The sequence below is a fragment of the Myxococcus sp. CA033 genome, assembly GCF_013336625.1.
Lineage (GTDB): Bacteria > Myxococcota > Myxococcia > Myxococcales > Myxococcaceae > Myxococcus > Myxococcus llanfairpwllgwyngyllgogerychwyrndrobwllllantysiliogogogochensis.
Window position 1 is genome coordinate 299,347 of the sequence record NZ_JABUMU010000005.1, and the last position, 23,979, is coordinate 323,325.

23 protein-coding genes are annotated in these 23,979 nt (G+C 68.6%); 8 read left to right on the forward strand and 15 right to left on the reverse strand.

Annotated features, from left to right (window positions below; genetic code table 11):
* Position 1 precedes the first annotated feature (1 nt).
* The 5 genes from HUA78_RS16325 to HUA78_RS16345 all read right to left on the reverse strand — a co-directional run bounded on the left by HUA78_RS16325 (position 2) and on the right by HUA78_RS16345 (position 6,162).
* The gene (locus tag HUA78_RS16325) at positions 2-1,654 is read right to left on the reverse strand and encodes an alpha/beta hydrolase-fold protein (protein WP_174476674.1); all 1,653 of its coding nucleotides are present in this window, start codon (positions 1,652-1,654) and stop codon (positions 2-4) included.
* A 272-nt stretch (positions 1,655-1,926) separates the two neighbouring features.
* Positions 1,927-2,256, reverse strand: a complete 330-nt coding sequence (locus HUA78_RS16330; RefSeq protein ID WP_141643927.1) for a hypothetical protein — start codon at positions 2,254-2,256, stop codon at positions 1,927-1,929.
* 306 nt (positions 2,257-2,562) lie between these two features.
* Positions 2,563-2,982, reverse strand: coding sequence for a type II secretion system major pseudopilin GspG (gspG, locus tag HUA78_RS16335; protein WP_174456432.1), 420 nt, complete (start codon positions 2,980-2,982; stop codon positions 2,563-2,565).
* A gap of 194 nt (positions 2,983-3,176) precedes the next feature.
* Positions 3,177-4,607, reverse strand: coding sequence for a PLP-dependent aminotransferase family protein (locus HUA78_RS16340; RefSeq protein ID WP_174476675.1), 1,431 nt, complete (start codon positions 4,605-4,607; stop codon positions 3,177-3,179).
* A gap of 583 nt (positions 4,608-5,190) precedes the next feature.
* On the reverse strand, positions 5,191-6,162 hold the full coding sequence (locus tag HUA78_RS16345) for a zinc-binding dehydrogenase (protein WP_174462761.1): 972 nt from the start codon (positions 6,160-6,162) through the stop codon (positions 5,191-5,193).
* 157 nt (positions 6,163-6,319) lie between these two features.
* Between HUA78_RS16345 and soxR the strand changes: the two genes are divergently transcribed.
* Complete coding sequence (gene soxR / locus HUA78_RS16350; RefSeq protein ID WP_141643923.1) at positions 6,320-6,787, forward strand: redox-sensitive transcriptional activator SoxR; 468 nt, start codon at positions 6,320-6,322, stop codon at positions 6,785-6,787.
* A gap of 9 nt (positions 6,788-6,796) precedes the next feature.
* Here the strand turns inward: soxR and HUA78_RS16355 are convergent, their stop codons facing one another.
* Together HUA78_RS16355 and HUA78_RS16360 are read right to left on the reverse strand one after the other, a co-directional pair.
* Positions 6,797-8,629 carry a M4 family metallopeptidase gene (locus HUA78_RS16355; RefSeq protein WP_174476676.1) on the reverse strand — a complete coding sequence of 611 codons (1,833 nt, stop codon included), beginning with the start codon at positions 8,627-8,629 and terminating at the stop codon, positions 6,797-6,799.
* A gap of 124 nt (positions 8,630-8,753) precedes the next feature.
* On the reverse strand, positions 8,754-9,359 hold the full coding sequence (locus HUA78_RS16360; RefSeq protein WP_174476677.1) for a peroxiredoxin-like family protein: 606 nt from the start codon (positions 9,357-9,359) through the stop codon (positions 8,754-8,756).
* A gap of 68 nt (positions 9,360-9,427) precedes the next feature.
* Here HUA78_RS16360 and HUA78_RS16365 point away from each other — a divergent pair, with 68 nt between their 5' ends.
* On the forward strand, positions 9,428-10,057 hold the full coding sequence (locus HUA78_RS16365; protein ID WP_174462764.1) for a TetR/AcrR family transcriptional regulator C-terminal domain-containing protein: 630 nt from the start codon (positions 9,428-9,430) through the stop codon (positions 10,055-10,057).
* Positions 10,058-10,112: 55 nt separating this feature from the next.
* Here the strand turns inward: HUA78_RS16365 and HUA78_RS16370 are convergent, their stop codons facing one another.
* The 3 genes from HUA78_RS16370 to HUA78_RS16380 form a co-directional block, all read right to left on the reverse strand.
* The gene (locus HUA78_RS16370; protein WP_174456438.1) at positions 10,113-10,553 is read right to left on the reverse strand and encodes a GFA family protein; all 441 of its coding nucleotides are present in this window, start codon (positions 10,551-10,553) and stop codon (positions 10,113-10,115) included.
* Between the two features lie 67 nt (positions 10,554-10,620).
* Positions 10,621-10,857, reverse strand: a complete 237-nt coding sequence (locus HUA78_RS16375) for a hypothetical protein (RefSeq protein WP_174476678.1) — start codon at positions 10,855-10,857, stop codon at positions 10,621-10,623.
* Positions 10,858-10,904: 47 nt separating this feature from the next.
* Positions 10,905-11,717, reverse strand: a complete 813-nt coding sequence (locus HUA78_RS16380) for an AraC family transcriptional regulator (protein ID WP_174476679.1) — start codon at positions 11,715-11,717, stop codon at positions 10,905-10,907.
* A gap of 168 nt (positions 11,718-11,885) precedes the next feature.
* Here HUA78_RS16380 and HUA78_RS16385 point away from each other — a divergent pair, with 168 nt between their 5' ends.
* Both HUA78_RS16385 and HUA78_RS16390 read left to right on the forward strand, forming a co-directional pair.
* Positions 11,886-12,632 carry an SDR family oxidoreductase gene (locus tag HUA78_RS16385; protein ID WP_174456441.1) on the forward strand — a complete coding sequence of 249 codons (747 nt, stop codon included), beginning with the start codon at positions 11,886-11,888 and terminating at the stop codon, positions 12,630-12,632.
* A gap of 23 nt (positions 12,633-12,655) precedes the next feature.
* Positions 12,656-13,531 carry an NAD(P)-dependent oxidoreductase gene (locus HUA78_RS16390; protein WP_174476680.1) on the forward strand — a complete coding sequence of 292 codons (876 nt, stop codon included), beginning with the start codon at positions 12,656-12,658 and terminating at the stop codon, positions 13,529-13,531.
* Between the two features lie 9 nt (positions 13,532-13,540).
* Here HUA78_RS16390 and HUA78_RS16395 read toward each other — a convergent pair whose 3' ends face one another.
* Positions 13,541-14,746, reverse strand: coding sequence for a serine hydrolase (locus HUA78_RS16395; protein ID WP_174476681.1), 1,206 nt, complete (start codon positions 14,744-14,746; stop codon positions 13,541-13,543).
* Between the two features lie 171 nt (positions 14,747-14,917).
* On the opposite strand from HUA78_RS16395, the gene HUA78_RS46440 reads away from it, so the two are divergent.
* From HUA78_RS46440 to HUA78_RS16410, 3 genes are all read left to right on the forward strand, one after another.
* Positions 14,918-16,054: a leucine-rich repeat domain-containing protein gene (locus HUA78_RS46440; RefSeq protein WP_254623744.1), complete on the forward strand. Its 1,137-nt coding sequence runs from the start codon at positions 14,918-14,920 to the stop codon at positions 16,052-16,054.
* 148 nt (positions 16,055-16,202) lie between these two features.
* Positions 16,203-18,662 carry an ABC transporter permease gene (locus HUA78_RS16405; protein WP_174476682.1) on the forward strand — a complete coding sequence of 820 codons (2,460 nt, stop codon included), beginning with the start codon at positions 16,203-16,205 and terminating at the stop codon, positions 18,660-18,662.
* 90 nt (positions 18,663-18,752) lie between these two features.
* Entirely contained in the window at positions 18,753-19,352 is a 600-nt protein-coding gene (locus HUA78_RS16410) for a hypothetical protein (RefSeq protein ID WP_174456445.1), read from the forward strand.
* An 84-nt stretch (positions 19,353-19,436) separates the two neighbouring features.
* On the opposite strand, the gene HUA78_RS16415 is transcribed toward HUA78_RS16410, so the two are convergent.
* On the reverse strand, positions 19,437-19,955 hold the full coding sequence (locus tag HUA78_RS16415; RefSeq protein ID WP_254614572.1) for a DUF3224 domain-containing protein: 519 nt from the start codon (positions 19,953-19,955) through the stop codon (positions 19,437-19,439).
* Between the two features lie 90 nt (positions 19,956-20,045).
* On the opposite strand from HUA78_RS16415, the gene HUA78_RS47715 reads away from it, so the two are divergent.
* The gene (locus HUA78_RS47715; protein WP_174462770.1) at positions 20,046-20,876 is read left to right on the forward strand and encodes a helix-turn-helix transcriptional regulator; all 831 of its coding nucleotides are present in this window, start codon (positions 20,046-20,048) and stop codon (positions 20,874-20,876) included.
* A gap of 138 nt (positions 20,877-21,014) precedes the next feature.
* On the opposite strand, the gene HUA78_RS16425 is transcribed toward HUA78_RS47715, so the two are convergent.
* The 3 genes from HUA78_RS16425 to HUA78_RS16435 form a co-directional block, all read right to left on the reverse strand.
* A complete protein-coding gene (locus HUA78_RS16425; protein ID WP_174456447.1) occupies positions 21,015-21,989 on the reverse strand; it encodes a PD40 domain-containing protein in 975 nt (324 codons plus the stop codon).
* A gap of 114 nt (positions 21,990-22,103) precedes the next feature.
* Positions 22,104-22,889: a LytTR family DNA-binding domain-containing protein gene (locus HUA78_RS16430; RefSeq protein ID WP_141643908.1), complete on the reverse strand. Its 786-nt coding sequence runs from the start codon at positions 22,887-22,889 to the stop codon at positions 22,104-22,106.
* A complete protein-coding gene (locus HUA78_RS16435) occupies positions 22,886-23,932 on the reverse strand; it encodes a sensor histidine kinase (RefSeq protein ID WP_174456448.1) in 1,047 nt (348 codons plus the stop codon). Before HUA78_RS16435 ends, HUA78_RS16430 begins: the two co-directional genes overlap by 4 nt.
* Positions 23,933-23,979 lie beyond the last annotated feature (47 nt).

Below are 23,979 nucleotides of genomic sequence, written 5' to 3' on the forward strand. Positions count from 1 at the left end.
CTCAGGGGCGCTGCTGCGCGAGCATCCAGCTCAACACCTTCGGGTCCTGGTAGACGCGGTCCCAGATTTCATGGCCGCCGTCATGAAAGAGGGTGAAGAGCACCGGGCGCTCGGGAGGATTGCCATTGGCATCCTGGGCCGTCTGGCCGTCGACCCAGTCCCATCTCCCCAGTGCCGGGCGGAAGAACGCGGTCTGCGCCCGAGGCGGATAGGTGTACGTGTCCATGACGGTTCCCGTGGCCCCCATGGCCTGTCCCAGCCGGGTGAACCATTCGCGTGTCCCCGAATACGAGACGGGGTCGTTGATGGCGTGTGAGCCCCAGACCGGGAGGTTGGCGTCCACCATGGCCTGCGCGCGAGCGGCGGAGGCGCCGTAGCCTCCGTTGCACACGGGAACCGCGGCCGCCAGCTTCGCGGGGAAGCTCTGCGCATAGGAGAACGTGCCCGCGCCGCCCATGCTGAGGCCCGTCAGGTACACGCGCTTCCTGTCCACCTTGTACGTCGACAGGATTCGCTCGATGAAGGGGTTCAGGCTGTCCAGGGCCTCCTGGTCGTTCCAGTAGCTGCTGGTGCTCGTCTGGGGCGACACGAGGATGAAGGGATAGTCCTTCCCGTTCTTGTCGATGTACGACTGGAGCCCCATGTTCCGGACGCGCTTGAGCTGGTTGGTGCCGCCGTCGCCTCGCTCACCCGCGCCGTGCAGGAAGATGACGATGGGCCAGTTCGTGGCCGCGTTGTAGCCCGGCGGCAGGTACACGACGTAGCCATAGTTCCCCGGGAGCGTGCTCGTGGTGTCCCTGTAGATTTCAGTGGTCGTGCCTCGCCCGGTGCTGGCGGGCTCCACCCGCACCTTGGTGCGTGAGGTGGCCGTGGCCCCCTGGTCATCCGTCACGAGCAGGTCGAACTCGTAGAGCCCCGCCACCAGGCCCGAGGCCGTGGCGGTCAGGGTGTTCGCGCCCGTCAGCGTGGCGGTGTTCGGCCCGGAGAACTGGGTCCACTGCCGGGAGACCACCGTTCCGTCCGAGTCGCTCGCCGTGCCGGTGAGCTGCGCGGACGACGTGGGCAGCACCACCGTCTGGTCCAGGCCCGCCGAGGCCGTGGGAGGCACGTTGGCGGGCGGGCCCACCGGCGCGCCATAGATGACGATTTCGTTCGACGCTCCGTACATGGTGCGCGCGAAGTGGATGTAGCGCGTGCGCTGGCCCACGGGCACCAGTTGCCACGTCTCCCACAGGGTGGTGTTGATGGTGAAGGTGGAGGTCCATGCACCCGGCGCCCCCACACGGAAGGAGACCGAGCCATTGTGGTCGTACGTGTCGAACACGCCGACTTCCGTCACGTCGTGGAGCTGGCCCAGGTCGATGATGAAACCCATGGGGTACTGGGTCTCGCTGTAGACGACGTTGCCCCAGGTCGTCGCGGGCTTGAAGGTCGAGCCCGCGCGCGGGTCACCTATCAGCGCCTGCTCGTCATAGAGGTTTTGATAGACGCCCAGCGTCGGGCGGACGCCGTCCGGTTGGACCATCGCCGGAGCGATGACCAGCTTCTGTCCCACGAGCGGCGAGGCCGTGGAGGAGAGGGCCTGCTCGGCTCCACCGTCCTCGGGAACTCCACATCCGACCAGCAACACGCCCAGCGAGGCGAAACCACGCATCCATACGTCACGAAGCCGCGAACGAATCACAGAGCCTCCTCATTCAGAGATGGTGAGGAGGGCCAAGCAATCCTGACTAATCTCGAATGTCCAGATTAATCAATTTCTGATGTTCTTGTTCCCCGGAAGGCACCGTCAGCCCCGGCAATTCGTGGTCATTCCGCAACCATATTGCTGTGGTATAACATATTCTCTTGACGAGATGGCGCTCCGACGTCCCGGGACCTCCCGGCCACGGCCGAGAGGTCCCTTGGGATGCCCGCAGTGACAGCTCAGCAGGTCTTTCTGATGAGCGCCTGACAGTGCTTGATGGCCTGGGCGATGGTACAGCCGGTGGCCGTGCAATGCGGCCGCCCCGTGTTCGGATGTCTGCAGTAATTGAGCACCACCCAGCAGGCGAGATTGTCCTCGTCCACGCTCATATTGGCGACTTCGGCGTCCGGTGCCTGCTCGCCCGGCTCAGCCGTCCGCTGTTCGATGACCAGCTCGCGGCCATCCTCGGTGGTCATCACCTGGCCGGTCTCCGGCGGGCTCGCCTCATCAGTGCCACAGCCGACGAGCGGCATCATTGCCAGGAACATTCCCAGGAACAGCTTCTTCATGGTCAGGCCTTTCTCTTGGACAAGAGGACGCCCCACGGGCGCCACCGGAGGTTCGGATGAAATCCGGCCTTCGATGCCTAAACCGCGAAACAATAAAACACAAACACCATGACCCAATCGACAGACATGAGACATTCAGGATGTAGCATTCTGGCGGTATGAGCCAGGAGAGCCCAGACAGGTGCCCCGCTCGCTGCGGGGAGAGCATGCGGGGTCTGGCCCCAACGACTCGGCACCGCGATGCGGGCGGTGCCGGAGGGAACAAGCGGGCCCGCCATGTTCCCCGCACCCGTCGGATGGGCGGACTCAGCCCTTCTGGGAGTTCGCGGGCGCGGAGGAGATGTCCGCGTCCTCTCCCTCGCCACCCACGGTGCCGTCCGCTCCGTAGGAGATGACGACGGGCCGGCCTCCCTCGTTGAGATACACGTAGTCGTTCTGCCACGGGTCCTTGGGGAGCTGCTCCAGGGTCCGACTCTCCACCAACGCGCCGAGCCCGGATTGCGTGTCTGGGAAGCGGCCCTTCTTCGAGTAGTGGAGCTTGAGCGCGGTTTCGATGGTCTTGATATCCAACGAGGCCCGGTCTCCCCTCGCCTCACCCAACGTCGGAATGACAGCCACCCCGACGGCCGCGGCGATGAGGCCAAGGATGGTGATGACCACCATGATTTCAATGAGCGTCATGCCGCGATTGCGACGGCGCTGCTGCCTGGACTTGTTCTGGTTCATGCCTGTTCTTCACCTCATGTGACGGAATGGCAGGCCCCCACCTCGCCACGCGTGTCGCCCTGTCCTTCGGCACCCTGGCTTCGCGCATGGCGCTGCCCTGAAGGGCCCTCTTCCGACCTCCGGCGTCGGGCCCGGGGGCCTCCAGTGCAGGCCACGTGCCGCCATGAGGTTCGTCAGGGCCGCGAGCCCGGTGGTTACCGCGTCGCCGCGAGGACCACGGCCAGCCGCCGTACGCCTTCGTCGATCCGGTTCACGGGAATGCTCCCGTACCCGAGGACGAGCCCTTGGGGAGGTGTGGGGGCGGTGGAGAAGCGAGACAACGGATACACCGCGATGCCCTCCGCGTTCGCGGCGCGAGCGACTTCGTCGGCGTGCAATCGCTCGTCCCGGAACAGGGCACACAGGTGGAGCCCAGCCACCGATGGAGCGGGCTCCGCCCAGGTCCCCAGGTGGCGCTCGATGGCGCTCACCAGTCGATCTCGGCGGGACTGGTACTCCTTCCGGGCCCGGCGGACATGCCGCGCCAGCAGCCCTTCTTCCATGAACCGCGCCAGAGCGGCTTGAGTCGTGAGGGGACTGTGCCAGTCCGTCAGGGCCTTGGCGGCTCGCAGCGCGGGACGAATCGAGGGCGGGGCTATCAGGTACCCCACCCGAAGTTCCGGCAGCAGGGTCTTGGAGAACGACCCCACGTAGATGACTCGCCCGCCTCGGTCCAGGCTCTGGAGTGGCTCCAGCGGTCGGTCGTCGAACCGGAACTCGCTGTCGTAGTCATCCTCGATAATGGCTGCCCGACGACGTTCCGCCCAGGAGAGCAGCGCCATCCGCCGCGCCAGGGACATGGGCATGCCGAGCGGAAACTGATGGGACGGCGTGGTGTAGACCACCGCCGCGTTCTCCGGCAATGCGTCCACCTCCAGCCCTTCCGCATCCAGCGGCACCGGATGAACCCGCGCCCCCTGTGACTGAAACAGCAGTCGCGCCATGGGGTAGCCAGGGTCTTCCATGGCCACCACGGCGCCCGGCTCCCACAGGACGCGGCCGATGAGGTCCAGCGCCTGCTGGGTTCCGTTGGTGATGAGGATGTCCTCGGCTGTCGCCTGAATCGACCGGGCGACTCCTACATGTCGCGCGATGGCCTGCCTCAGTCGAAGCAGCCCAGAAGGCTCCTGGTAGAGCGCCTTGCGGTTCTCCGCTGAATGCAACTCCCGAGTCACCAGCCTGCGCCAGGCGGCGAACGGGAAGAGTCGCGCATCCGGAATCCCGGCGCGAAAGTCGAAGGCGGGTTTTCGCGCCGGGCGTTCCGGTCCTACGGTGACTCGGTCCCAAACGGGCAGAGGGCGGAGCCCCGTTCCGGACAGGGCGTTGCGCCGATGTTCGGCTGGCGCTATCGGCGACCGAACGAAGGTGCCCGAACCCACGCGAGCGGAGAGGAAGCCCTCCGAGGTCAGTCGTTCATAGGCGGCGGTGACGGTATTGCGCGAGACCTTCAGTCGGTCAGCCAGCTCTCGCGTGGGAGGAAGGTTGTCGCCACTTCGAATGCGACCCTCGAGAATGGCATCCCTCAACTGGCGGTAGAGCTGCGTGGCAAGCCCGTGTCGTCCGGAGACCGTCAAGTGGAGGTCCATCGCGGCCATCCTCATTGGACCCTTGGAAAGGGTCAATGTGTGGACACCTATGGGTCCACTGTGTCGGGAGCGTGGGTCCTCCGTTGAATCCAGAGTGCGGCCCGTGCCCAGGTTGCCCGGCGGTCGAACTCCTCCGCCCGCCACTGGGTGGAGACCATCGTCCCTCGGCCCTGGAACCGTCGAACCACTCGCACGTGGGGGGCCCAGCGCACGAAGCGTCGAAGGTCCTCTTCGCTCTTCCATACGGAAACCGACCCGGACCTTCGGCCCAGGACCTCAAACCACAACCACGTTCCCACCGCGCCCTCGAGCTGTGGCCAGGCTTGTCTCAGCTTCGAGCCCTCCCACCAGATCGCCGGTATGTCTCGGATGTATGCGGCGGTGAATTCGGTCACGCTGATGAGTACCGGGCCCGGCGCTACCTGCGCACCCCCGGCCTTCCACCGACTTCTCCTCATGAGTCACTCCTCCTGATGGTGTTCCAGGGTGGAGGGCGGATTGGCTCTACTCAAGGGCCAATCCGGAGAAGAATGAAGGAGCCAATTGACGGCGTTCGCCAGCTCCGGCCCACAGGGCCCGCCGCTCAAATCAGCAACAGCGCCTTGCCGGTGATGCTTCGGGCCGTGAGCGCCGCATGGGCGTCCCCTGCCCGCTCCAGGGGGAAGGCCTGCCCGATGACCGGCCGCAGCCGTCCCGCCACGGCCAGCGCCAATGTCTGCTCCGTCAACCGCTGGCGCTCCGGCAGGGGGAACTGGACCTGCTGAATGCCGCGCACCGAGATGTGCCGCCGCTCCGCCTCGGCCGTGTCGATTTCGGCGAACCCACCACCAGGTGCCCCGTGCGCGGAGAACTGTCCTCCTTGCGCCGTCACCCCGAAGGCCGTCTGGCCCAGCTCGCTGCCAGCGCCGTCGAACACCACGTCCGCGCCCCGCCCGTCCGTGGCGTCCAAGACCTGCTGGCCCCAGTCCGGCCGGGAGTAGTCCACCACGACGTCGGCGCCGAGCTCACGGAGGAGTTCCAGCTTCCGCTGCCCCCGCGCCGCGCCGATGACCCGCGCTCCTGCCGCGTGCGCGAGCTGCACCAGCAGGACACCCATCCCTCCCCCCGCCGCGGTGACGAGCACCCACTGTCCCGGGCGAATCGCCGCCTTCTCCATCAGTCCCAGCGCAGTGGGACCATCGGACCGGAGCGCCGTCGCGTCGCGCAACTCCAGCCCGTCCGGCACAGGGACCATCTTCCGCACCGAGACGACAGCACGCTCCGCATACCCCCCGCGCTCCTCCGTGTTGGCGATGACCCGCCGACCCACCCAGCCCGGGTCCACGCCCTCGCCCACCGCGCTCACCGTCCCACCCACGCCGAAGCCCGGCACGTAGGGCGGGTCAATCTTGAAGAACTCTCGTCCCCAGCCAGTCCGAATCTGCGTCTCGACGAAGATGATGTCCGCGAAGGAGACCTCCACGAGGACCTCACCTGCCCCGGGCCTGGGCTCGGGCACCTCACGGGGTTCCAACACCTCCGGCCCACCGAACCTCGACACCTGGATTGCGCGCATGCGTTTCACCCTCCATGGCCGCGCGGACACGGCGGAGCCAGGCGGCGAGACACCATGTCCCGCCCGCCTGCCCGCTCGTGACTCGAACGCCGCACGCCAGGAAATCTGCGACTTCAAGTGCACTTGAAGTCAAGGCGAAGTGCGCGCATATCGAGGCATGGACGAGTCGCTCACGATTGGACAGCTGTCCCGGCGCACCGGCGTCGCGACCTCCGCGCTGCGCTTCTACGAGGAGCGGGGCCTCATCCACTCCGAGCGGACCTCCGCGCGCCACCGACGCTTCGCCAGGCCCGTCATCCGGCGCGTGGCGTTCATCGTCTTCGCCCAGCGCGTGGGGCTCAGCCTCGAAGAGGTCGGCCGGGAGCTCGCCAGACTGCCCGTCGACACCGTCCCAGGCCGACAGGACTGGGCTCGGCTGTCCGGGACGTGGAGTCAGCGCATCGACGAGCGCATCGCCGAGCTCGAGCGGCTCAAGGCGGGGCTGACAGGGTGCATCGGCTGCGGCTGTCTCTCATTGGACCGCTGCCGCTACGTGAATCCAGGAGACCGGGCCGCCGCACAGGGGCCCGGTCCACGCTTCTGGGTCAGGGCTCCGAAACACGAGCCACCGACCCAGGAGCGATGAAGCGGACGGCTACTTCACGCCCACCGCGGCCCAGCTCTCCAGCACCTTCGCGGCCTCGACGGAGTCCTTGCCGTAGAGGTCCTGCGCCGCCTTGAGCGTGGCCTCCTTCGCCTGGGCGAAGTTGGTCTGCGGCGTCATGTAGAAGCTCAGGGCGCGGGAGTAGATCTTCAGGCCCTTCTCGATGCCGATGCCGTCCTTCACCTCGACGTTGGAGGTGCGGTTCTTGCCGCCCTCGGACAGCAGGAAGAAGGCGTTGTTGGCGATGCCCGAGTTGATGTGCACGCCGCCGTTGTCCTGCGAGCCCTTGTAGCGCTTGGAGTAGTGGTCCGGCGACATGCCGTCGCTGGACGGGTTGCTCAAGTCACGCAGGCCGTCGGTGGGGTCGCCGTTGTTCGGGGTGAACGTGTCCTCGCCCACCGTCCAGTCGAACTTGACCGCGTCGTTCTTCTGGCTCGCGTGCCACTCCACGCCCACGCCCATGATGTCGCTGAACGCCTCGTTGAGGGCGCCCGACTCGTTGCGGTACTCGAGGCCCGCGGTGCGCTCAGTCAGACCGTGGGTGATTTCGTGGCCCGCGATGTCCAGCGTGGTGAGCGAGCCGAACTGGTCGCCGTCGCCATCGCCGTAGTTCATCTTCTCGCCATCCCAGAAGGCGTTGGCGAAGTCGTTGCCCACGTGCACGTCGGAGATGAGCTTCTCGCCCTTGCCGTCGATGGAGTCGCGGCCGAGCACTTCCTTGTAGAAGTCGTACGTCGCCTGCGCGCCGTACTGCGCGTCCACCGCGTCCTTGGTGCGCGCGGAGTCGGTCGCCTCGCCCCAGACGTTGTTGGCGTCGGTGACGGGGGCGTGGACGCCGTCCTGCCTCGGGTCATCCGGGTTGCGGTTGAGCGCGTCACGCGTCAGCACACCGCCGCCGCGCGAGGTGTCCTCCAGCGTGAACGTGCCGTCCGCGTTCTTCGTGCTGCCGATCTCCACCTTGCCGCTGTACTGGGTGGTGTCGTCCGCCTTGCTCGCCGTGGGCTCCGTCGACGGCCCGGTGGGCGTCGTCGGCTCCGTACCCGCGAGGGAGGGCCGGGCATGCGCGGGGCCCGCGCCGTGCGCGTGGTGACCCACGCCGCCCATCTGGTTGTACTGCTCCATCACCTTGCCGGTGTTCGCGTCGACCAGGTAGTGCATGCGGCGCGGGTCCTTGCCCGGGCCCACGTCCGTCGTGTTGCTCAGCTCCACGTGGTACGCCGCGCGGTACTCGCCGCTGGCATCCTTGAAGATGACGCGCTCGGAGACGGGCTTGCGGTCCGTCGCGCCGCCGAACTCCTTCTGGGCCACGGACAGCGCGTCCTGCGCGCTCAGCTTCGTGGGGCTCTTGCCCAGGCCCGCGGGGATGGTGGACACGTCGCCGGTGACGCTGTCGACCTTGCCCTCGCGCGTCAGGTGGCTGACCACCTGCTCACCGAAGACGGGGACGCCCTCGCTCTTGCGGTCCATGCGCACGTGCGTCATGCCCAGGTCGTCCTGCTCCACCGCGCGCGGCGCGAAGTCCGTGGCGTTGACGCCCGGCCTGCCGGCCAGCAGCTGCGAGACAGTGGGCGCGCCCTGCTTCTGGAGGTAGTCCACCGTCGTCTGGATGGCGGCCTTGCTCGACTCGCTGTCCAGGGCCACGGGACCGGACTTCACCGGCGGGGCCAGCGGCGCGGCCGGCTTCACCTGCGCGGGACGCACCGGCGCCTCGAACGTGGAGCCCTCGGCGAAGCCCACGGCCTTGTTCTTCACCTCCGCGGTGACGGGCCGGGAGTCAGCGGGACGCGTGACGGGAAGCTTCGGGAGGTCGGCGCGAATCTTCATGGTGGGGGTGCCCAGAGGTTGAAGTACGGCTTGCGTAGGTATTCTCGATTCCTGCGAGCCCGGGTTGTGTCTCCGTAAGAGGAAACCGCACACACTTCCCGTCGGTGCGTCCAACCTCCTGAAATCACTGCACTGGGACGGGCTGGAGGCGCGTGGGAGCGGGGCGGACCTGGGCCAGCAGCTCGTCCACGGACCACTGGTCGTCCGCGTGCTCGCCGTACTTCACGGCCAGTATTTCCCCCTCACTTCCAATGAGGAAGTCCGCGGGCAGCCCCAGCCGCCCTCCCGCCGGGAGCACCGGTGGGGCCGGATGCCGCCCGGTGAAGAAGTCCCCGAAGCCGTTGATGAGCGCCCGGAGGAGCCCGCCCCAGACCCGAGGGTCCAGGAGCGCCCGGGGCGCGGCCTCCACGCCGTACTCCCGATAGAGGCGTCGTCGAGGATCACCCACGAGGGCGAACGGGAGGGCCCCCTCATAGGTGCGCAGCTCCTCCGCGCTCGAGTGGAAGACGACGACCTCCCGCACCCCCGCCGCCTTCAGCTCCTCGTGGCGTCGCGCGAAGGAGCGCAGGTGCAGGTGGCAGATGGGGCACCCGGCGAAGCGCCGGAACTGGAGGTGCACCGTCATCCCCGGCTCGGGGATGCGGACCGTCCCCCCAGAAACAGTCTCCAGCTCCCTCGCGGTGAACCGCTCCCCCACGGACCACTTCCGGCCTTCCGTTCGCGCGGACATCTCTTCCTCCAGCGTAGGCGTACGTTGTACTCCTAAACTAAGAAGGTGCCCCTTACGCTGTCAATCGAATGCCCCGTCCCCGCTCGCTCACTCCGTCAGCCATCGCCTCCGCCGCGCTCACCGTCATCGACCGGGAGGGGCTGGACGCGTTGACCATGCGCTCCGTGGCGAGCGCGCTCGGCATGGGCACCATGTCGCTGTATCGCTACGTGGAGGGCCGCGAGGCGCTGGAGTCGCTGGTGGTCGACACGGTGATGCGCGACATCGAGCTCCCCGCCCCGTCGTCGAGCGCGCGGTGGACGACCCGGGTGATGGGGCTGATGACGCGCGTGCGGGAGGCGGTCGTCCAACATCCCGCCGTCGCGCCCCTGCTGCTCACGCGCCGCCACTCCACGGAGGGCACGCTGGCGTGGGGTGAGGCGCTCCTGGGCCTGCTGACAGAGGGAGGCTTCGACGGCTCGGCGCGGGTCATCGCGTTCCGCACGCTGGTGAGCTACGTGTTCGGAGCCGTCCAGCTGTCGCACCTGGGCTCTCTCTCCGGCGACGGCACGGCCGCGCTCGCGGAGCTGGATGCGGCCACATATCCGCTCCTCCGGGAGACCGCGCAGCGCGCGCGGCGCATCACACCGGAAGAGGAGTTCCGACGCAGCCTGGAGGTCATCCTGCGCGGACTCGAGGAGGCGGTGGCCCGCCGATGACTCCGGGGGCCAGGCGTGTCGCCCTCCGCGTGGGCGACACAGGGGTGGTGGCGAATCAGGCGGTGGGGCGAAGCGGCCACGGCTGGTTGCTCGGGCCGGCCTCCCAGTTGTTGTAGCGGCCATCCCAGTACTGGACGGTGAGCTTGGAGACGTCCACGCCGTCGAGGCAGCCCAGGTTGATGGAGCGGAAGTGGCCGCCCATCTCCTCGACGAAGCCTCCGCCGTAGCACTGGATGCCGCAGTGCTTGCAGAAGCGGCGGTAGTTCTGGCTGTCACCCACCCGGTACTCGCCCGTCTCGCTCTCACCCTGGAGAACGCGGAAGGCGCTGGGGGGCATGGAGGTCGTCGTCGTTCCCACCTTGGTGCAGACGGTGCAGTTGCAGCGGTTCACCGGCTCCGCGAGGTCGAACTCGGCCTCGAAGCGCACGGCGCCGCAGTGACAGCCGCCGACGTACTTCTTGAAGGTGGGGGACTTCTGGGGGGCGGTCTCGCTCATGGTGGGTTCTCCTCGGTGCGGCGTGTTGATGGAGGGAGTTATGAACCCTGCCAGTGACAGGTGTATGTCAGGTTTCCGCGAGGCCCCCTGCCTGCCGGGCCTGACGCAGGAGGTCGAGCAACTCCCCCTGTGCCTTCTGACGCCCCGGATTGTCCTTGGAGCCCAGGCCCTGGTGCTCCAGCCAGGCGGTCACCATGGCCTGGCTGCCCCCCCTGGCTCGCGCCCAGGCGTCCTCGGCGGAGTCGAAGTGGAGGTCGTTCGCCTGGAACAAGGCGAGCAGTTGCGTGGTGGGCGTCTCTGACATGGTGGACCCGGCTCTACGCCGCGCCTCACCTCACGGGCAACGTGGAATCACGCGCGCGAGCGGACGATGGCGCCCGGTGTCACTCCCAGGACCCGGCGCATGCACCGGGACATGTGGCTCTGGTGGGAGAAGCCCGCCTCCAGCGCGACCTGCCCCGTGGGCAGCCCACCGCGCAGCAACAGGGTGCGGGCCCGCTCCACCCTCCGTTGAATCACATACTCGTGGACGGGCAGTCCCGTGGAGCGCTTGAAGAGCGTCTTGAAGTGCGACGCGCTGACACCCGCCACGCGTGACAGGCTCGCGAGGGAGAGGCCTTCCTCCAGGTGCGCCTCCACGTAGTCCGTGACTCGCTGGAGCTGGGACGCGGGAAGCCCGCCGCGCGCCTCGGCCTGGGTCCGGTACCGGGCCAGCAGTCGCGCCGCGAGCGCCAGCCCCAGGCTCTCCCGGTAGAGCAGCCCGTTGGGGAAGTCCGCGCGGGACTCCGCCTCCAGCGCCCAGGCGATGTGCTCAATCTGCTCGTCGCGGAAGTGGTGGCGCGATTCCAGCCCCACCCGGTCCGGGTCCAGGCCCATGTCCTCGGCGGCCATCCGCAAGAGCGAGTGGGGCAGTCGCAGGTCCACCGCCGTGCTCGCGTCGTCCTCCACCCAGGTGTCCGACACGCCGGCGGGCATCAGGCTGAGGTCGCCCCGCGTGCGCAGTGAGCGGATGCGGCTGGAGTGACAGGCCACCCGGACGGGGTTGCCGGAATGGATGCTGATGAAGTGGTCCGCGCTGGCGGCGTGCAGAAAGTCACCCACGGCCGTCACGCGCATCTCGACACCGAGGCTGATTCGAGGAGTTCGTCGCGCGTGCTCGCTCATGGCGCCCGAATATAGGGGCCACCGGCTTTTCGTGCTCCCGAATCATCCGCGCGTGCGCGACCCGCGCGGGGGCCGTCGGTATTCCTTTCCCACATCCAACACGACGTGGCCGTCCGGTGGCGCTCGCCGCGCGGCCACGCCTCCAGCCAGGCGTCCGGAGTCATGCACATGGGCAGGTATTCAGGGAAGAAAGCGGTGGTGACCGGGGGAACCGCGGGCATCGGTCTCGCGACGGTGAAGGCGCTGCTCGCGGAGGGCGCGGAGGTGCTGCTCACCGGGCGCAACGAGCAGGGGCTGGACGCGGCACGCAAGGAGCTGGGGCCGCGGGCGCACGTGGTGCGCTCCGACACCGCGAGCCTGCGCGATATCGACGTGCTGGCCTCGCTCGTGAAGGAGAAACTGGGCTCGGTCGACTTCGTCCTCATCAACGCGGGCTACTCGAAGTTGCGCCCCTTCGACCAGGTGTCGGAGGCCGAGTACGACGAGACCTTCGGCATCAACACCAAGGGCGCGTTCTTCGCCGCGCAGCGGCTGGCGCCTCACGTCCGCGAAGGCGGGGCGTTCGTCTTCACCACCTCCGTGGCGGACGAACTGGGTGCACCGGGCATGAGCGCCTACGCGGGCGCGAAGGCGGCGGTCCGCGCCTTCGTCCGCGTGCTCGGCGTGGAGCTTCTGCCCCGAGGCATCCGCGTCAACGCGCTGAGCCCCGGCTTCACCCGGACGCCGACGTTGGGTGTCACCGGCGCCACGCCCGAGGAGGTGGCGGCCTTCGAGAAGGAGGGCGAGGAAATCACGCCCATGAAGCGCATCGGCTCCGCCGACGAAGTGGCGCGTGCGGCGCTGTTCCTCGGTTTCGAGGCGACGTTCACCACCGGCGCGGAGCTGCCCGTCGACGGCGGCCTCTCGCAGTTCTGATTCGATACAGGAGACACACGAACATGAAGCCCAACATCAGTGTCATCGGCGCGGGCCGCATGGGCTCCGCGCTCATCAAGGCGTTTCTTCGAAGTGGACATGTGACGACGGTCTGGAATCGCACGCGGGTCCGGTGTGAACCCCTGGCCGCGTTGGGCGCTCGCATCGCGGAGAGCGTGCGGGACGCGGTGCACGCCGCCGACATCGTCGTGGTGAACGTGAATGACTACGACACCAGCGACCACCTGCTCCGTCAGGACGAGGTGACCCGGGCGCTGCGCGGCAAGCTGCTCGTGCAGTTGACGTCCGGCTCCCCTGCCCTCGCGCGCGAGCAGGCGGACTGGGCGGCTCGGCACGGCATCGACTACCTGGACGGCGCCATCATGGGCACGCCGGACTTCATCGGCCAGCCCGAGGGAACGCTCCTGTACGCGGGCCCCGCGGAGCTGTTCGAGAAACACCGGTCCACGTTGCTCGCGCTCGGAGGCAACCCGCGGCACGTGGGCGAAAACGTGGGCCATGCATCCGCGCTCGACAGCGCGCTGCTCGTCCACATGTGGGGTTCCCTGTTCGGCGTGCTGCAGGCCGTGGCCATCTGCCGCGCGGAGAAGCTCCCGCTCGAGACGTTGGCGACGTTCGACAAGGCCCTCGCCCCCGTCGTGGATGGCGCCGTGGCGGACGTGTTCGCCCGCGTCCAGCGGGACTCGCTGGGCGCCGACGAGGAGACCCTGGCGACGCTGGAGACCCACAACGTCGCGTTCCAGCACCTGCTGGACCTGTGCAAGGAGCGCGGCATCCACGACGGCATCCCCCGGGCCATGGATGCGCTCATCCAGGCGGCCCTGAAGGCGGGACACGGGAAGGACGACTTCGCGGTCCTCACCCGCTTCCTGCGCTGAGCCGGGCACTCACCGCGTGACGCCATAGACGGCGTCGCGCACCACCTTCGGGAAGGCACCGAACATGCCCTCGAACGCGGTGTTCGTCAGCGCGACGATGGTGAACTGGTTCACCGGGTCCACGAACCACGTGTGCCCATACGCGCCCATCCACTGCCACGTGCCCTTCGGCTGAGGGCTGCGGGCCAGACCTGGGTCCACGAGCACGCCCATGCCCAGCCCGAAGCCCCAGCCAGGGGCCAGCGTCGCGGCCTCCACGCCCACGCTCTCCGTCGCAAACGCCTCCACCGTGCTCGACTTCAACACGGGCGCGCCGCCGGTGCGCAGCGCCTCCAACAGCTTCAGGAAGTCCTCCGCCGTGCCCACCATGCTGGAGCCTCCCGCCGCGAAGGAGCGCGCATCGAAGACGCGGTCGGGCACGAAGGGCACGTTGCTGGGCACGCAGCTCACCCAGTGCTCCTTCCCCATGCGCACCGGCTCCGGCTTTCCGTCACCGTACGGCGTCGCGAGCCGCGCAGTGTCCACCACGTGAAAGCCCGTGTCCTTCAAGCCCAGCGGTCCGGTGACGAGCTGCTCCACGAGTCGGGGCAGCGTCGCATCCGCGGCGCGGGCGAGGACCTCTCCCAGCACATCCGTGGCGACCGAGTAGCCCCAGCGCGTCCCAGGCACATAGGACAGCGGCACGGAGACAATCCGGCGCAGGTTCTCCTCCATGGAGAGGCCCGGCTGGTCCAGGCCCGAGGAGACGTTCGCTCGGTGGTACGGCCCATCCTCGGACTCCATGATGGAGTACGTCAGCCCCGCCGTGTGCGTCATCAGGTGGCGCACGGTGATGACGGGCTCGCTCCCGTCCTCCAGCTTCGGGCGGAAGCTCGGAATCCACCGCGTCACGGGGTCCTCGAGCCGCAGCACGCCCTGCTCCAGCAACGCCATCGCCGCCACGGACACGTACTGCTTCGTCAGGGACGCCAGCCGGAACAGCGCGTCGTCGCGCATGGGCGTACCGGCTTCACGGTCGAAGAAGCCCGCCGCGCGTCGATAGATTTCCTGGCCATTCCTGGCGACCATCACGACGGTGCCCACGATGCGCTTTTGCGCGAGCGCCCAGTCGATGCCCGCGTCCACGCGCGCCGCGAGCGCGGGCTCCCGCGCGACAGCGGGCCCTCGCGAACCGGCTCCTGCGTCAGGTGACTTCTGGGAAGTGGGCGCGCTCATGAAGGTCTCTCCGGAGATGCGAGTCGAGGCTGGGACCATGTCCCCCGGAGATGACAGGGGAGTGTCAGCTTTCTTCGGCATCTCACCATCGCGGGGCTCTCCTCTCCAGCGCCCTTGCTGGCCCGCTGACGGGGCGGTAGGGAATCGGGGCCACCACCGAGCCAGGACCCCATGGCGCAAAAGAAGACCGCCGCCCCTCGTGCCACTTCGAAGAAGACGTCCGCGGCTCCCGCCGTCGCGCCCGAGGTGACCTGGCAAGCCTTGGAGCAACAGCTCCGGGACACGTTGGGCCAGGACGCGGTGGGGAAGTACCCGGCGGACCTGGAGCCACTGCACATGACCTTCGAGCAGGCCCCCGACACGACGGGCATGCTCCCGGAGGCGTATCAGCGATTCACCGAGGCGCTGGGCTTTCGCTGGGTCACCACCGGAAAGAAGGCGCTGGCATTCCTTCCGCCGCGCTGGCGCGTCCAGGCGTCCCAAGGCATGGGCGTACCGGAACGCTCGTGGACCCAGGTGCGCGAGGAACGAGAGGCGGGCCATCACGCCTACCGCTTCCTGATGTTCGCGTCCGAGGACCTCCATGACGTCAATGGCTACTGCTTCGGCAAGAGCGAGCACGACGACTCGCTCGTCGTCTGGGAGGTCGAGGACAGCCTGCCCCTGCGCGAGCTGGGTCCCTTCACGCCCTGGCTCGCCAAGAAGCTCGCCCCCCTGAGCAAGGCCGTGGCGAAGCCGCCTCGCCGTGGTGCCCCCAAGGGACTGGGAGACCCGCTCGGCCTGGAGCAGGAGTCACACGGAGAAGTGTCCGCGCGAATCCAGGAGCAAGCCGCCGCCGACATCCTCGGCACGTTCCCTCGGGACACCCGGTCCATCCTGCTCCAGGAGCGGCGGTTGGGCGTGCTGCCGGACATGGTCCGGGAGTTCACCGCGCTGGAGCAACTGACCCTCATGGACGCGCAGCTGACGCGAGTGTCCCCCGCGCTGGCCCGGCTCACGCAGCTCACACAGCTCGACCTGTCCTGGAACAAGGGGCTGGACGCCCTTCCTCCCGAGCTGGAACAACTCCAGAACCTCGAGTCACTCACCCTGGACCGCACGGGACTTCGCGTCGTTCCGGAGTGGATTGGACGGCTCCCGCGCTTGAGCGCTCTCAGCCTCAAGGCCACGCCCATCACCACGCTCCCAGCGTGGGTGTCACGGATACCGAACCTCAAGTCCCTCGACGTCTCGCTCACCTGCCTGCCCTCGGAAGAGGTCGACGCCTTCAAGCACACGCGCCCGGAGTGCCAGGTGCGCTTCCCCTGAGCGGCGTTCCGAAACTGGGAAGCCACTTCCCAGGGATGGGCAGCCCGGAGCGAGAGAACCCCGGGGCTTCACTCGACACGCCCTGGTAGAGGGATGGCGCGAGCCTTGCTTCGGAGGCTGGGCCACCGCCTTCGCCCCCGGAGGGGCCTTGTCCGACATCACCCAAGACCTTCGCCTCGCAGTGAGGATGCTCGCCAAGCACCGGGCGTTCACCGTCGTCGCGGTGCTCACGCTGGCGCTGAGCATCGCGGCCAACACCGCCATCTTCAGCGTGGTCAACGCGGTGCTGCTGTCGCCCCTGCCCTTCCCCGAGCAGGACCGGCTGGTGCTGGCCTGGACCCGGCTGCCGAGCCAGCCACGGTGGACCGTGGCGCCCGCCAACTTCCTCGACTGGCGTGCACAAGGCGACGTGTTCGAGGAGCTCGCGGCGTTCTCCCACATCGGCGTCAGCCTGTCCGGGGACGGAGCGCCCGAGCGCCTGCGCGGCGCCAGCGTGTCCGCCAACTACTTCCAGGTGCTCGGCGTGCGAGCGGCCCTGGGCAGCGCGTTCCAACCCGTCGCCGAGGAGACGGGGCCTCGCCACGTCGTGGTGCTGAGCCACGGACTGTGGCAGCGCCGCTTCGGCGCGGACCCGCGCATCATCGGCCGGGACGTGCGCCTCGAGGACCGCGACTACCAGGTCGTCGGGGTGATGCCGGAGCGCTTCACCCTGCCCAACATCGGACCGAAGACCTCCGCGCCCGCGGATGCGCCCGAGCTGTGGATTCCCGCGCCCTCGCACGACATCCCGCAGCTCGGCTCGGATGGGACGCTGGACCTCAGTCAGTCCCGAAGCACCACGTACCTGCGCGTGCTCGGGCGGCTGAAGCCCGGCGTGACGATGGAGCGCGCGAGCGCGGCGATGGGCGCCATCGCCCAGCGACTGGAGCAGGAGTACCCCGCGAGCAACGTCCACTCCGGCATCACCCTGGTGCCCTTGCGCGAGCAGATTCTCGGCGACGTGCGGCCGGTGCTGTGGGTGCTGCTGGCCGCGGTGGGGCTCGTGATGGCCATCGCCTGCGCGAACGTGGCCAACCTCTTCCTGGTGCGCGCGGCGGCGCGGCGACAGGAGATGACGGTGCGCGCGGCGCTCGGCGCGGGGCGCGGGCGGATGATTCGGCAGCTCCTCACGGAGAGCGTGCTGCTGGGCCTGCTCGCGGGCGCGCTGGGGCTGATTGTCGCAGTGTGGAGCATGGACGTCCTGCTGAGCCTGATACCGGCGGAGCTGCCCCGGCTCGACGAGGTTCGCGTGGACGCCCGGGTGCTGGCCTTCGCGCTGAGCATGTCGCTGGGCACCGGCATCCTCTTCGGCCTGTTGCCCGCGCTCCAGGCCTCGCGGCCGGACCTCGATGGCGTGTTGCGACAGGCGGCGGGCGGCAAGCTCGTGGGAGGCGGTCGCTCGCGCGGCGCGCTCGTCGTGGGCGAGGTGGCGCTGGCGGTGGTGCTGCTCATTGGCGCGGGACTGTTGCTGCGCAGCCTATGGCGACTCCAGGACGTGGACCCAGGCTTCCGCCAGGAGTCCGCGCTCACGTGGACCCTGGCGCTGCCGAAGGAGAAGTACCCGGACGAGGCGCGACAGGGCGCCTTCTTCCAGCAGGTGGTGGAGCACGTGTCGATGCTTCCCGGCATCCGGAGCGCTGGCGCGGTGACGGACCTCCCGCTGGGTGGTGCCGACATCTGGTTCGGCCTGGAAGTGGAGGGACGCGCGCCCGCGACTCCCGAGGAGCGCTCGAGCGTGGGCTTCCAGGTCGTCACGCCCGGCTACTTCGAGTCGCTGGGCATCCCCGTGCGCCAGGGGCGGGACGTGACGAGCACCGACACCCGTGAGTCACAGCCAGTGGTGGTGCTGAACGAGACGGCCGCGCGGCTCCACTTCCCGGGGACGGACGCGGTGGGGCAACGCGTGCGCGTGGGTGATGCGAGCACGCCCTGGCTCACCGTGGTGGGCGTGGTGGGTGACGTGCGGTACGACGGGCCGACCCAGGAGACCCGACCGGAGGCATATCTGCCCGCGCTCCAGCGCTCGCTGTTCCTCATGTCCTTCGTCGCGAGGACGGAAGGCGACCCCATGGCGCTGGCCGCCTCGGTGCGCTCCACCGTGGCGTCGCTGGACAAGGACCTGCCCGTGGGCGTGACGCGGACGATGGAGCAACGCGTGACGGAGTCCACCGCGCGGCCTCGCTTCGTGTCCATGCTCGTGGCGGTGTTCGCCGTCCTGTCGCTGCTGCTCGCCAGCGTGGGCCTGTCCGGCGTCATGGCGTACACGGCGCGTCAGCGCACGCGGGAGATTGGCATCCGCATGGCGCTGGGCGCGCGGCCCTCGGACGTGCTGCGCATGGTGCTGAGCCAGGGCCTGCGGCTGGCGCTCGGAGGCGTCGCGCTGGGACTGGTGGGCGCCTGGGGATTGACGCGCGTGTTGTCCAGCCTGCTGTTCGGCGTCAGCGCCACGGACCCCGTCGTCTTCGGCTCGCTGTCGCTGCTGGTGGCCGTCGTGGCCCTGCTGGCCACCTGGCTGCCCGCGCACCGGGCCACACGGGTGGATCCGCAAGTGGCCCTGCGAAGCGAGTAAGCGCTGAATCTCCAGCATTCGCCCGGGCCCCGGAGGACGAGGAGGCCCGCGGTGCTTGAGGCCCTGGGGGCGCTCGTTAGAGTGCCTCGCATGGCTGACTCCTTCGACCCCATCGACAGCGCCCGCGCGAACATGATTCTCGAGAGCCTCCTCGAGACGCCTTTCAGCGAAGACGACGAGCACCTCCAGTTCGCGCTGCGCCAGGGGGACCTCACGTTCGAGGGTGACTTCGAGCTGGAGCCCAATGACGTCATCATCGTCGTGGGGAACCTGACCGTGACGGGCTGCCTCGCGGACCAGTTCTACAACGAGGACGACTTCTCCAAGCTCTACGTCATGGGGAACCTGCGCGCGCGGGACATGGTCTGCGGCTCGGAGGTGCGGGTGACGGGCAACCTCGAGGTGCAGAACGTGCTCTACGCCAACTCGTTCGACATGGACACGCTGGGCGTGAGCGGGAAGCTCAGCGCGAAGGTGTTCATCGAGGATGGCCACCAGGTGGAGTTCGGCGCGCTCGACGTGGGCGCGCTCATCTCCGACGACGAGACGTGGCGGGAGGTGAAGCCGGAGGCCGTCATTGGCGGCTTCGAGACGGTGCTCCAAAGCCACGTCCTCAGTGAGGACGGACAGCTCGTCCTCGGCGAGTCGCTCCATCAGGAGCTGAAGGCGGGGCGCTCCGTCCTGCGCTGAGCGGACCTGCGCGCCTCGGGCCTGGCGCCTTTCACCGGAGCCGGGGAGCCGGGGAGCAGGAATGCCCGGCTCCAGGTGGGACGCTCACGGCGAGTCGGGGAGCGTGTACTCGAACACGTAGCTGTGGGCGCCCTTGTCGTCGATTTGAATCTGCATCGAGCCGGAGAGCCCCTTGAGTTCGTCCGTTCCAGAGTCGGGGACGACGAGGATGGTGAGCTCGGACGCGCCGCGCGTCATGCGCCCGGTGTGATGGATGGAGAAGCTGCCCTTGCGCCCCTGGAGGCTTCCGGTGACGCGCTCCATCGCGACATAGGCGCCCGACTTGCCGTCATCCATCGTCGCGAGCATCTGCCCCACCCCCGTGCCCTCCAGCTCGCCGTGGTACCGCTTGTCAATGGACAGCCGTCCGATGGGCGACGACGCCGAGCCCTCATCCGGGGCCATGGGCTTCACCTTGACGTCAAAAGGCCCTTGTACACGCTTCGTCATGTTCGTCTCGCTCCCTGTCCGTGGGGGAACCGTCGCCTGACTGCCCGCGCATCCCTGTGCGAGCACGGCGCCGAGCGCCCACGCCAACAACATCATCATCCCGGGCTTCATCATGCGCTGGCCCCTCATCGAGTGGCCCACCAGATACAGGTGCCTGTTCCGCGCCGATTGCAAAAACGCGACACGCCGACAGAATGCCCGCCGGTGAGCCGCCCTCGCATCGACGCGCCCCGTGGCGTCCTTCAGCGCCCCGCCCCCGAGGGCAGGATTGCGCACGAGCGCTTCGCTCCCTCCGCTGACCTGGAAGCGTTCATCCAGCACTTCTGGACGGTGCGCTGGGATTTGCGCGGCGAGCCGCCCCTGCTGGCGGAGACCCTGCCCCACCCCTGCGTGCATCTGGTGTTCGAGCGGGGACAGGCGCGCATCGCGGGCGTGCAGTCACGCCGGTTCCACCGCAGGCTCCAGGGACAGTCGTGCGTGTTCGGCATCAAGTTCCGTCCCGCCGCCTTCCAGCCCTGGCTCAAGGCCCCGCTGTCGCGCCTCACGGACCGGACGGTGAGCCTGCGCTCCGTGTTCGGCCAGGAGAGCATCGCGCTCAAGGACGCCATCCTCGCGGAGCCGGACGTGCGGCGGTGCATGGTGCTGGCCGAGGACTTCCTGCGGCCTCGAATGCCCGCCATGCCCGAGCCGATTGCGCGGATGCGCGACCTGGTGGAGCGGCTCGCCGTGGACGCGTCCCTCACGCGGATGGAGCAGGTGGCGGCGCTCGCGGGGCTGGAGCCGCGCAACCTCCAGCGGCGCTTCAGCGCGGCCGTGGGCGTGAGCCCCAAGTGGGTCATCCAGCGCTATCGCCTGCACGAAGCCGCCGAGCAGCTCGCGCGAGCGGACGCGCCCGACATGGCGAGCCTCGCGCTCCAGCTCGGCTACTTCGACCAGTCCCACTTCATCCGGGACTTCAAGGCGCTCGTGGGACGCGCGCCCGGGCAGTACGCCACGCAGGCCGCCGCCGCACGTGGGAAGCGCGCCTCGCGATAGGCGCGCGGCACATCGCCGGCTGAATCCCCCCCGACGAAACAGCGAGGCGAGCGTGGAGTGCCCCTGCGCCACTCCCCGCCCGCCCCGCCTTGCTTCACGTCAAGAGAGCGCCGCCCCGGGTGGCGGTCTCCCTCGCCGTCACTGGAACAGCAGGCAGTAGGTGTCGAGCTGGTAGAAGTCCGACGGCACGAACGGCGCCCACGTCTGCCGCACGAAGTAGAGGTGACGCCCGTCCACGCTCAGCGAAGGGTGGAACTCGTCCTTCTCCGTGTTCACCGCCGGCCCCAGGTTGATGGCCTTGGTGAAGCGCCCCCCGACGTTGATGCTCGCGTACAGGTCTCCCAGGCCGTGACCCTCCGGACGGTTCAGCGAGGCGAAGATGAGCACCCGGCCGTCCGCGGAGATGTGCGAGTTGTACTCCCAGTAGTCCGGGCTGTTGACGCCCGTGCCCAGCTTCTCCGCGGGGGCGTAGCCGGGGCCGCGGCGCTCCGAGCGGTAGATGTTGAAGTCCGAGTCGAACGTGCCGCTGGCGAAGTACACCGTCCCATCACGCGTCGCGCTGACGTAGAGCTCCTGGCGGTCCGAGTTGACGTTGGGGCCCAGGTGCTGCGGCGCGCCCCAGCTTCCATCCGCCTGCTTGTGCACCACCCACAGGTCCGAGTCCGCGCGCTCCTCGGTGCCCGTCACGGGACGGGTGGACGAGAAGAACAGCGAGTTGCCGTCCGGCGTGAGGAACGGGTCGGTGTCCAGGTACGTGCCGGAGAAGGACACCAACTGTCCGGGGGTGAAGTGGCCGTTCACCTTGTGCGTCTCGTAGATGGCCTGGAACGGCGCCTCCGCCGCATCCACGTGGTAGTACGCCGTGTTGCCGTCCGAGGAGAAGGTGAGCCGGTACTCCGAGCGGTCCGGGAGGGAGACCTCTCCCGGCGCGAACATGCTGCCGCCCGCGGGGCAGGTCAGGAACCGCAACGACTCGCTGGACACCTCTTGCGCGCCGAGCGCCTCCGCCACCTTGGCGGACTCAGGCTCCTGCGCGGCGCACGCCATCGTCATGGAGGACATGGCGACGAAGAGGCCAAGAGACCACGACTTCCCAGGGGTGAATCGATTCATGCGACGTCTCCTTGTGTTGGAGACACAGTCGCCCGACCTCCCGAGACTCGCGATGGAGTTGTGACGAACGGTGGAGGTCCTGGGGCCAACGGTGGAATCGCCGCCCCACCCCGCTCAGGAGGGCAGGTCCAGGGCCCGCTGGAGCCTGGCGCGGTAGCTCCGACCGGACGTCAGCTTCGTGCCATCCCTCAGTGTCAGCACGAACTCGCCCGGGGGCAGCGGCTCCACTTCCTCGATGCGGTCCACGCGGACGATGAGCGAGCGGTGCGCGCGCACGAAGTCCTTCGGGTCCAGCTTCGCCTCCAGCGCGTTCATCGTCTCGCGCGCCAGGTACGACTGCTTCCCCAGGTGGACGGAGACGTAGTTCCCCTCCGCCTCCAGGTAGTCGATGTCCTCCACGCGAAGAAACCGCATGCGCCAGCCCACCTTGGTCACCAACTTCGTCGCGTAGGGCTCCGACGTGGGAGGCAGGCGCTGCGACAGCGACTCGAGCCGCTCGATGAGATCCGAGTCCAACTCCATGGCCCCGGTGCGGCGGCGCTCGCGCACCCGCGCGAGGCTGAGGCGGAAGCGCTCCCTGTCGAACGGCTTGAGCAGGTAGTCGAGCGCGTTGGCCTCGAACGCCTGCACCGCGAAGTCCCGGTGCGCCGTCACGAAGATGACCGCCGGCTGCTGCTCCTGGGCCACCGCGCGCAGCACGCCGAAGCCGTCGGGTTCCGGCATCTGCACGTCCAGCAAGACCAGGTCCGGACGCTCCCTGCCAATGGCGGCGATAGCCTCCACACCGTCGCGACACTCGCCGATGACGGCCATGTCCGACTCGTCCGCGAGCAGCTCCTTCAGTCGCTCCCGGGCCAGCGGCTCATCGTCGACGATGAGCACGCGGATGGGCGGAGTCATGTCGCCGGCTCCGTCCGGAAGGGAATGGCCAGGGACACCAGCGCCCCACCCTCCGAGCGTCCGCGCAGCTCCAGCCGGTGGTCCGGGCCATAGAGCTGGACCAGCCGCTCCCGCGTAATCCACAGGCCTTTGCCGCCCCCCGAGGTCCTGGGCGTGGTCGCCTCGCGCAGCCCGACGCCGTCGTCGCGGACCTCCAGGAGCAGCGCCGAGCCCTCACGCCGGGCGGACACCGTCACCGTGCCCGGGGCGGAGCGGGGGGCGATGCCATGCTGGATGGCGTTCTCCACCAGGGGCTGGAGCAACAGGTGCGGCACGTGGGCGCCGAGCGTGTCCTGCTCGATTTCGTGCTTCACCTGGAGCCGGTCCGTGAAGCGCACGCCCTGGATGTCCAGGTAGAGCTGGAGGGTGCGCAGTTCGTCCCGCAGCGTCACCTCCTCGCGGCCCGCGGCATCCAGCGTGCCCCGCAGCAAGTCACTGAGCCTAGCAATCATCCGCTCGCTGCCCATCGGGTCCCGGTGCACCAGGGCGGAGATGGAGTTGAGCGTGTTGAAGAGGAAGTGCGGGTGGAGCTGGGACTTGAGGACGTGGAGCTGGGCGCGGGCGAGTTGGGTGTCCCGAAGCCGGAGCTGCTCGGCGTAGTAGATGGCGTGCGCCACGCCCAGGAGCGTCAGGTAGATGAACGGGTTGTAGAGCAGCGCGTGCTCGAGGACGGCCGTGTAGGCGGGGGGCGCGTCGTACCAGTGGAAGTACGGGTCCAGCGAGTAGATGACCGTGGCGCGGAAGAACGAGACGGCGAGCGCGCCGCCCACATGCAGCGCCAGACGGGAGCGCCAGCGACGCCGCTCGAAGGGGAAGCGCAGGCCGTAGTACACGACGGCGATGGTGACGGGCGCCCACAGCGCGGTGGCGAAGCCATCCGTGAGCAGCGCATGAGCCCAGGACACGCCCCGCACCGAGTGCGCCTCACTGGAGGCGGCAAGCCCCTGCAAGGTCCAGTAGGCGAAGGCCGCCACCCACAAAATCCAACCGCGTCCGCGTGACATGCCACCCAAGGTACACGGACTCGCGTCGGCTTTCACATCCACGCCGG

What these genes read in the sequence shown, in the direction of transcription:
- HUA78_RS16360 (WP_174476677.1), bottom strand. Translation starts at nt 9,359, where the DNA reads ATGTCCGCGCGAACGGAAGGCCGGAAGTGGTCCGTGGGGGAGCGGTTC.
- HUA78_RS16340 (WP_174476675.1), bottom strand. Translation starts at nt 4,607, where the DNA reads ATGGACCTCCACTTGACGGTCTCCGGACGACACGGGCTTGCCACGCAG.
- HUA78_RS16370 (WP_174456438.1), bottom strand. Translation starts at nt 10,553, where the DNA reads ATGAGCGAGACCGCCCCCCAGAAGTCCCCCACCTTCAAGAAGTACGTC.
- HUA78_RS16430 (WP_141643908.1), bottom strand. Translation starts at nt 22,889, where the DNA reads ATGACTCCGCCCATCCGCGTGCTCATCGTCGACGATGAGCCGCTGGCC.
- soxR (WP_141643923.1), top strand. Translation starts at nt 6,320, where the DNA reads ATGGACGAGTCGCTCACGATTGGACAGCTGTCCCGGCGCACCGGCGTC.
- HUA78_RS16375 (WP_174476678.1), bottom strand. Translation starts at nt 10,857, where the DNA reads ATGTCAGAGACGCCCACCACGCAACTGCTCGCCTTGTTCCAGGCGAAC.
- HUA78_RS16435 (WP_174456448.1), bottom strand. Translation starts at nt 23,932, where the DNA reads ATGTCACGCGGACGCGGTTGGATTTTGTGGGTGGCGGCCTTCGCCTAC.
- HUA78_RS16425 (WP_174456447.1), bottom strand. Translation starts at nt 21,989, where the DNA reads ATGAATCGATTCACCCCTGGGAAGTCGTGGTCTCTTGGCCTCTTCGTC.
- HUA78_RS16380 (WP_174476679.1), bottom strand. Translation starts at nt 11,717, where the DNA reads ATGAGCGAGCACGCGCGACGAACTCCTCGAATCAGCCTCGGTGTCGAG.
- HUA78_RS16365 (WP_174462764.1), top strand. Translation starts at nt 9,428, where the DNA reads ATGCCCCGTCCCCGCTCGCTCACTCCGTCAGCCATCGCCTCCGCCGCG.
- HUA78_RS16410 (WP_174456445.1), top strand. Translation starts at nt 18,753, where the DNA reads ATGGCTGACTCCTTCGACCCCATCGACAGCGCCCGCGCGAACATGATT.
- HUA78_RS16355 (WP_174476676.1), bottom strand. Translation starts at nt 8,629, where the DNA reads ATGAAGATTCGCGCCGACCTCCCGAAGCTTCCCGTCACGCGTCCCGCT.
- HUA78_RS16415 (WP_254614572.1), bottom strand. Translation starts at nt 19,955, where the DNA reads ATGATGAAGCCCGGGATGATGATGTTGTTGGCGTGGGCGCTCGGCGCC.
- HUA78_RS16385 (WP_174456441.1), top strand. Translation starts at nt 11,886, where the DNA reads ATGGGCAGGTATTCAGGGAAGAAAGCGGTGGTGACCGGGGGAACCGCG.
- HUA78_RS46440 (WP_254623744.1), top strand. Translation starts at nt 14,918, where the DNA reads ATGGCGCAAAAGAAGACCGCCGCCCCTCGTGCCACTTCGAAGAAGACG.
- HUA78_RS16395 (WP_174476681.1), bottom strand. Translation starts at nt 14,746, where the DNA reads ATGAGCGCGCCCACTTCCCAGAAGTCACCTGACGCAGGAGCCGGTTCG.
- HUA78_RS16345 (WP_174462761.1), bottom strand. Translation starts at nt 6,162, where the DNA reads ATGCGCGCAATCCAGGTGTCGAGGTTCGGTGGGCCGGAGGTGTTGGAA.
- HUA78_RS16330 (WP_141643927.1), bottom strand. Translation starts at nt 2,256, where the DNA reads ATGAAGAAGCTGTTCCTGGGAATGTTCCTGGCAATGATGCCGCTCGTC.
- HUA78_RS16325 (WP_174476674.1), bottom strand. Translation starts at nt 1,654, where the DNA reads ATGCGTGGTTTCGCCTCGCTGGGCGTGTTGCTGGTCGGATGTGGAGTT.
- gspG (WP_174456432.1), bottom strand. Translation starts at nt 2,982, where the DNA reads ATGAACCAGAACAAGTCCAGGCAGCAGCGCCGTCGCAATCGCGGCATG.
- HUA78_RS16390 (WP_174476680.1), top strand. Translation starts at nt 12,656, where the DNA reads ATGAAGCCCAACATCAGTGTCATCGGCGCGGGCCGCATGGGCTCCGCG.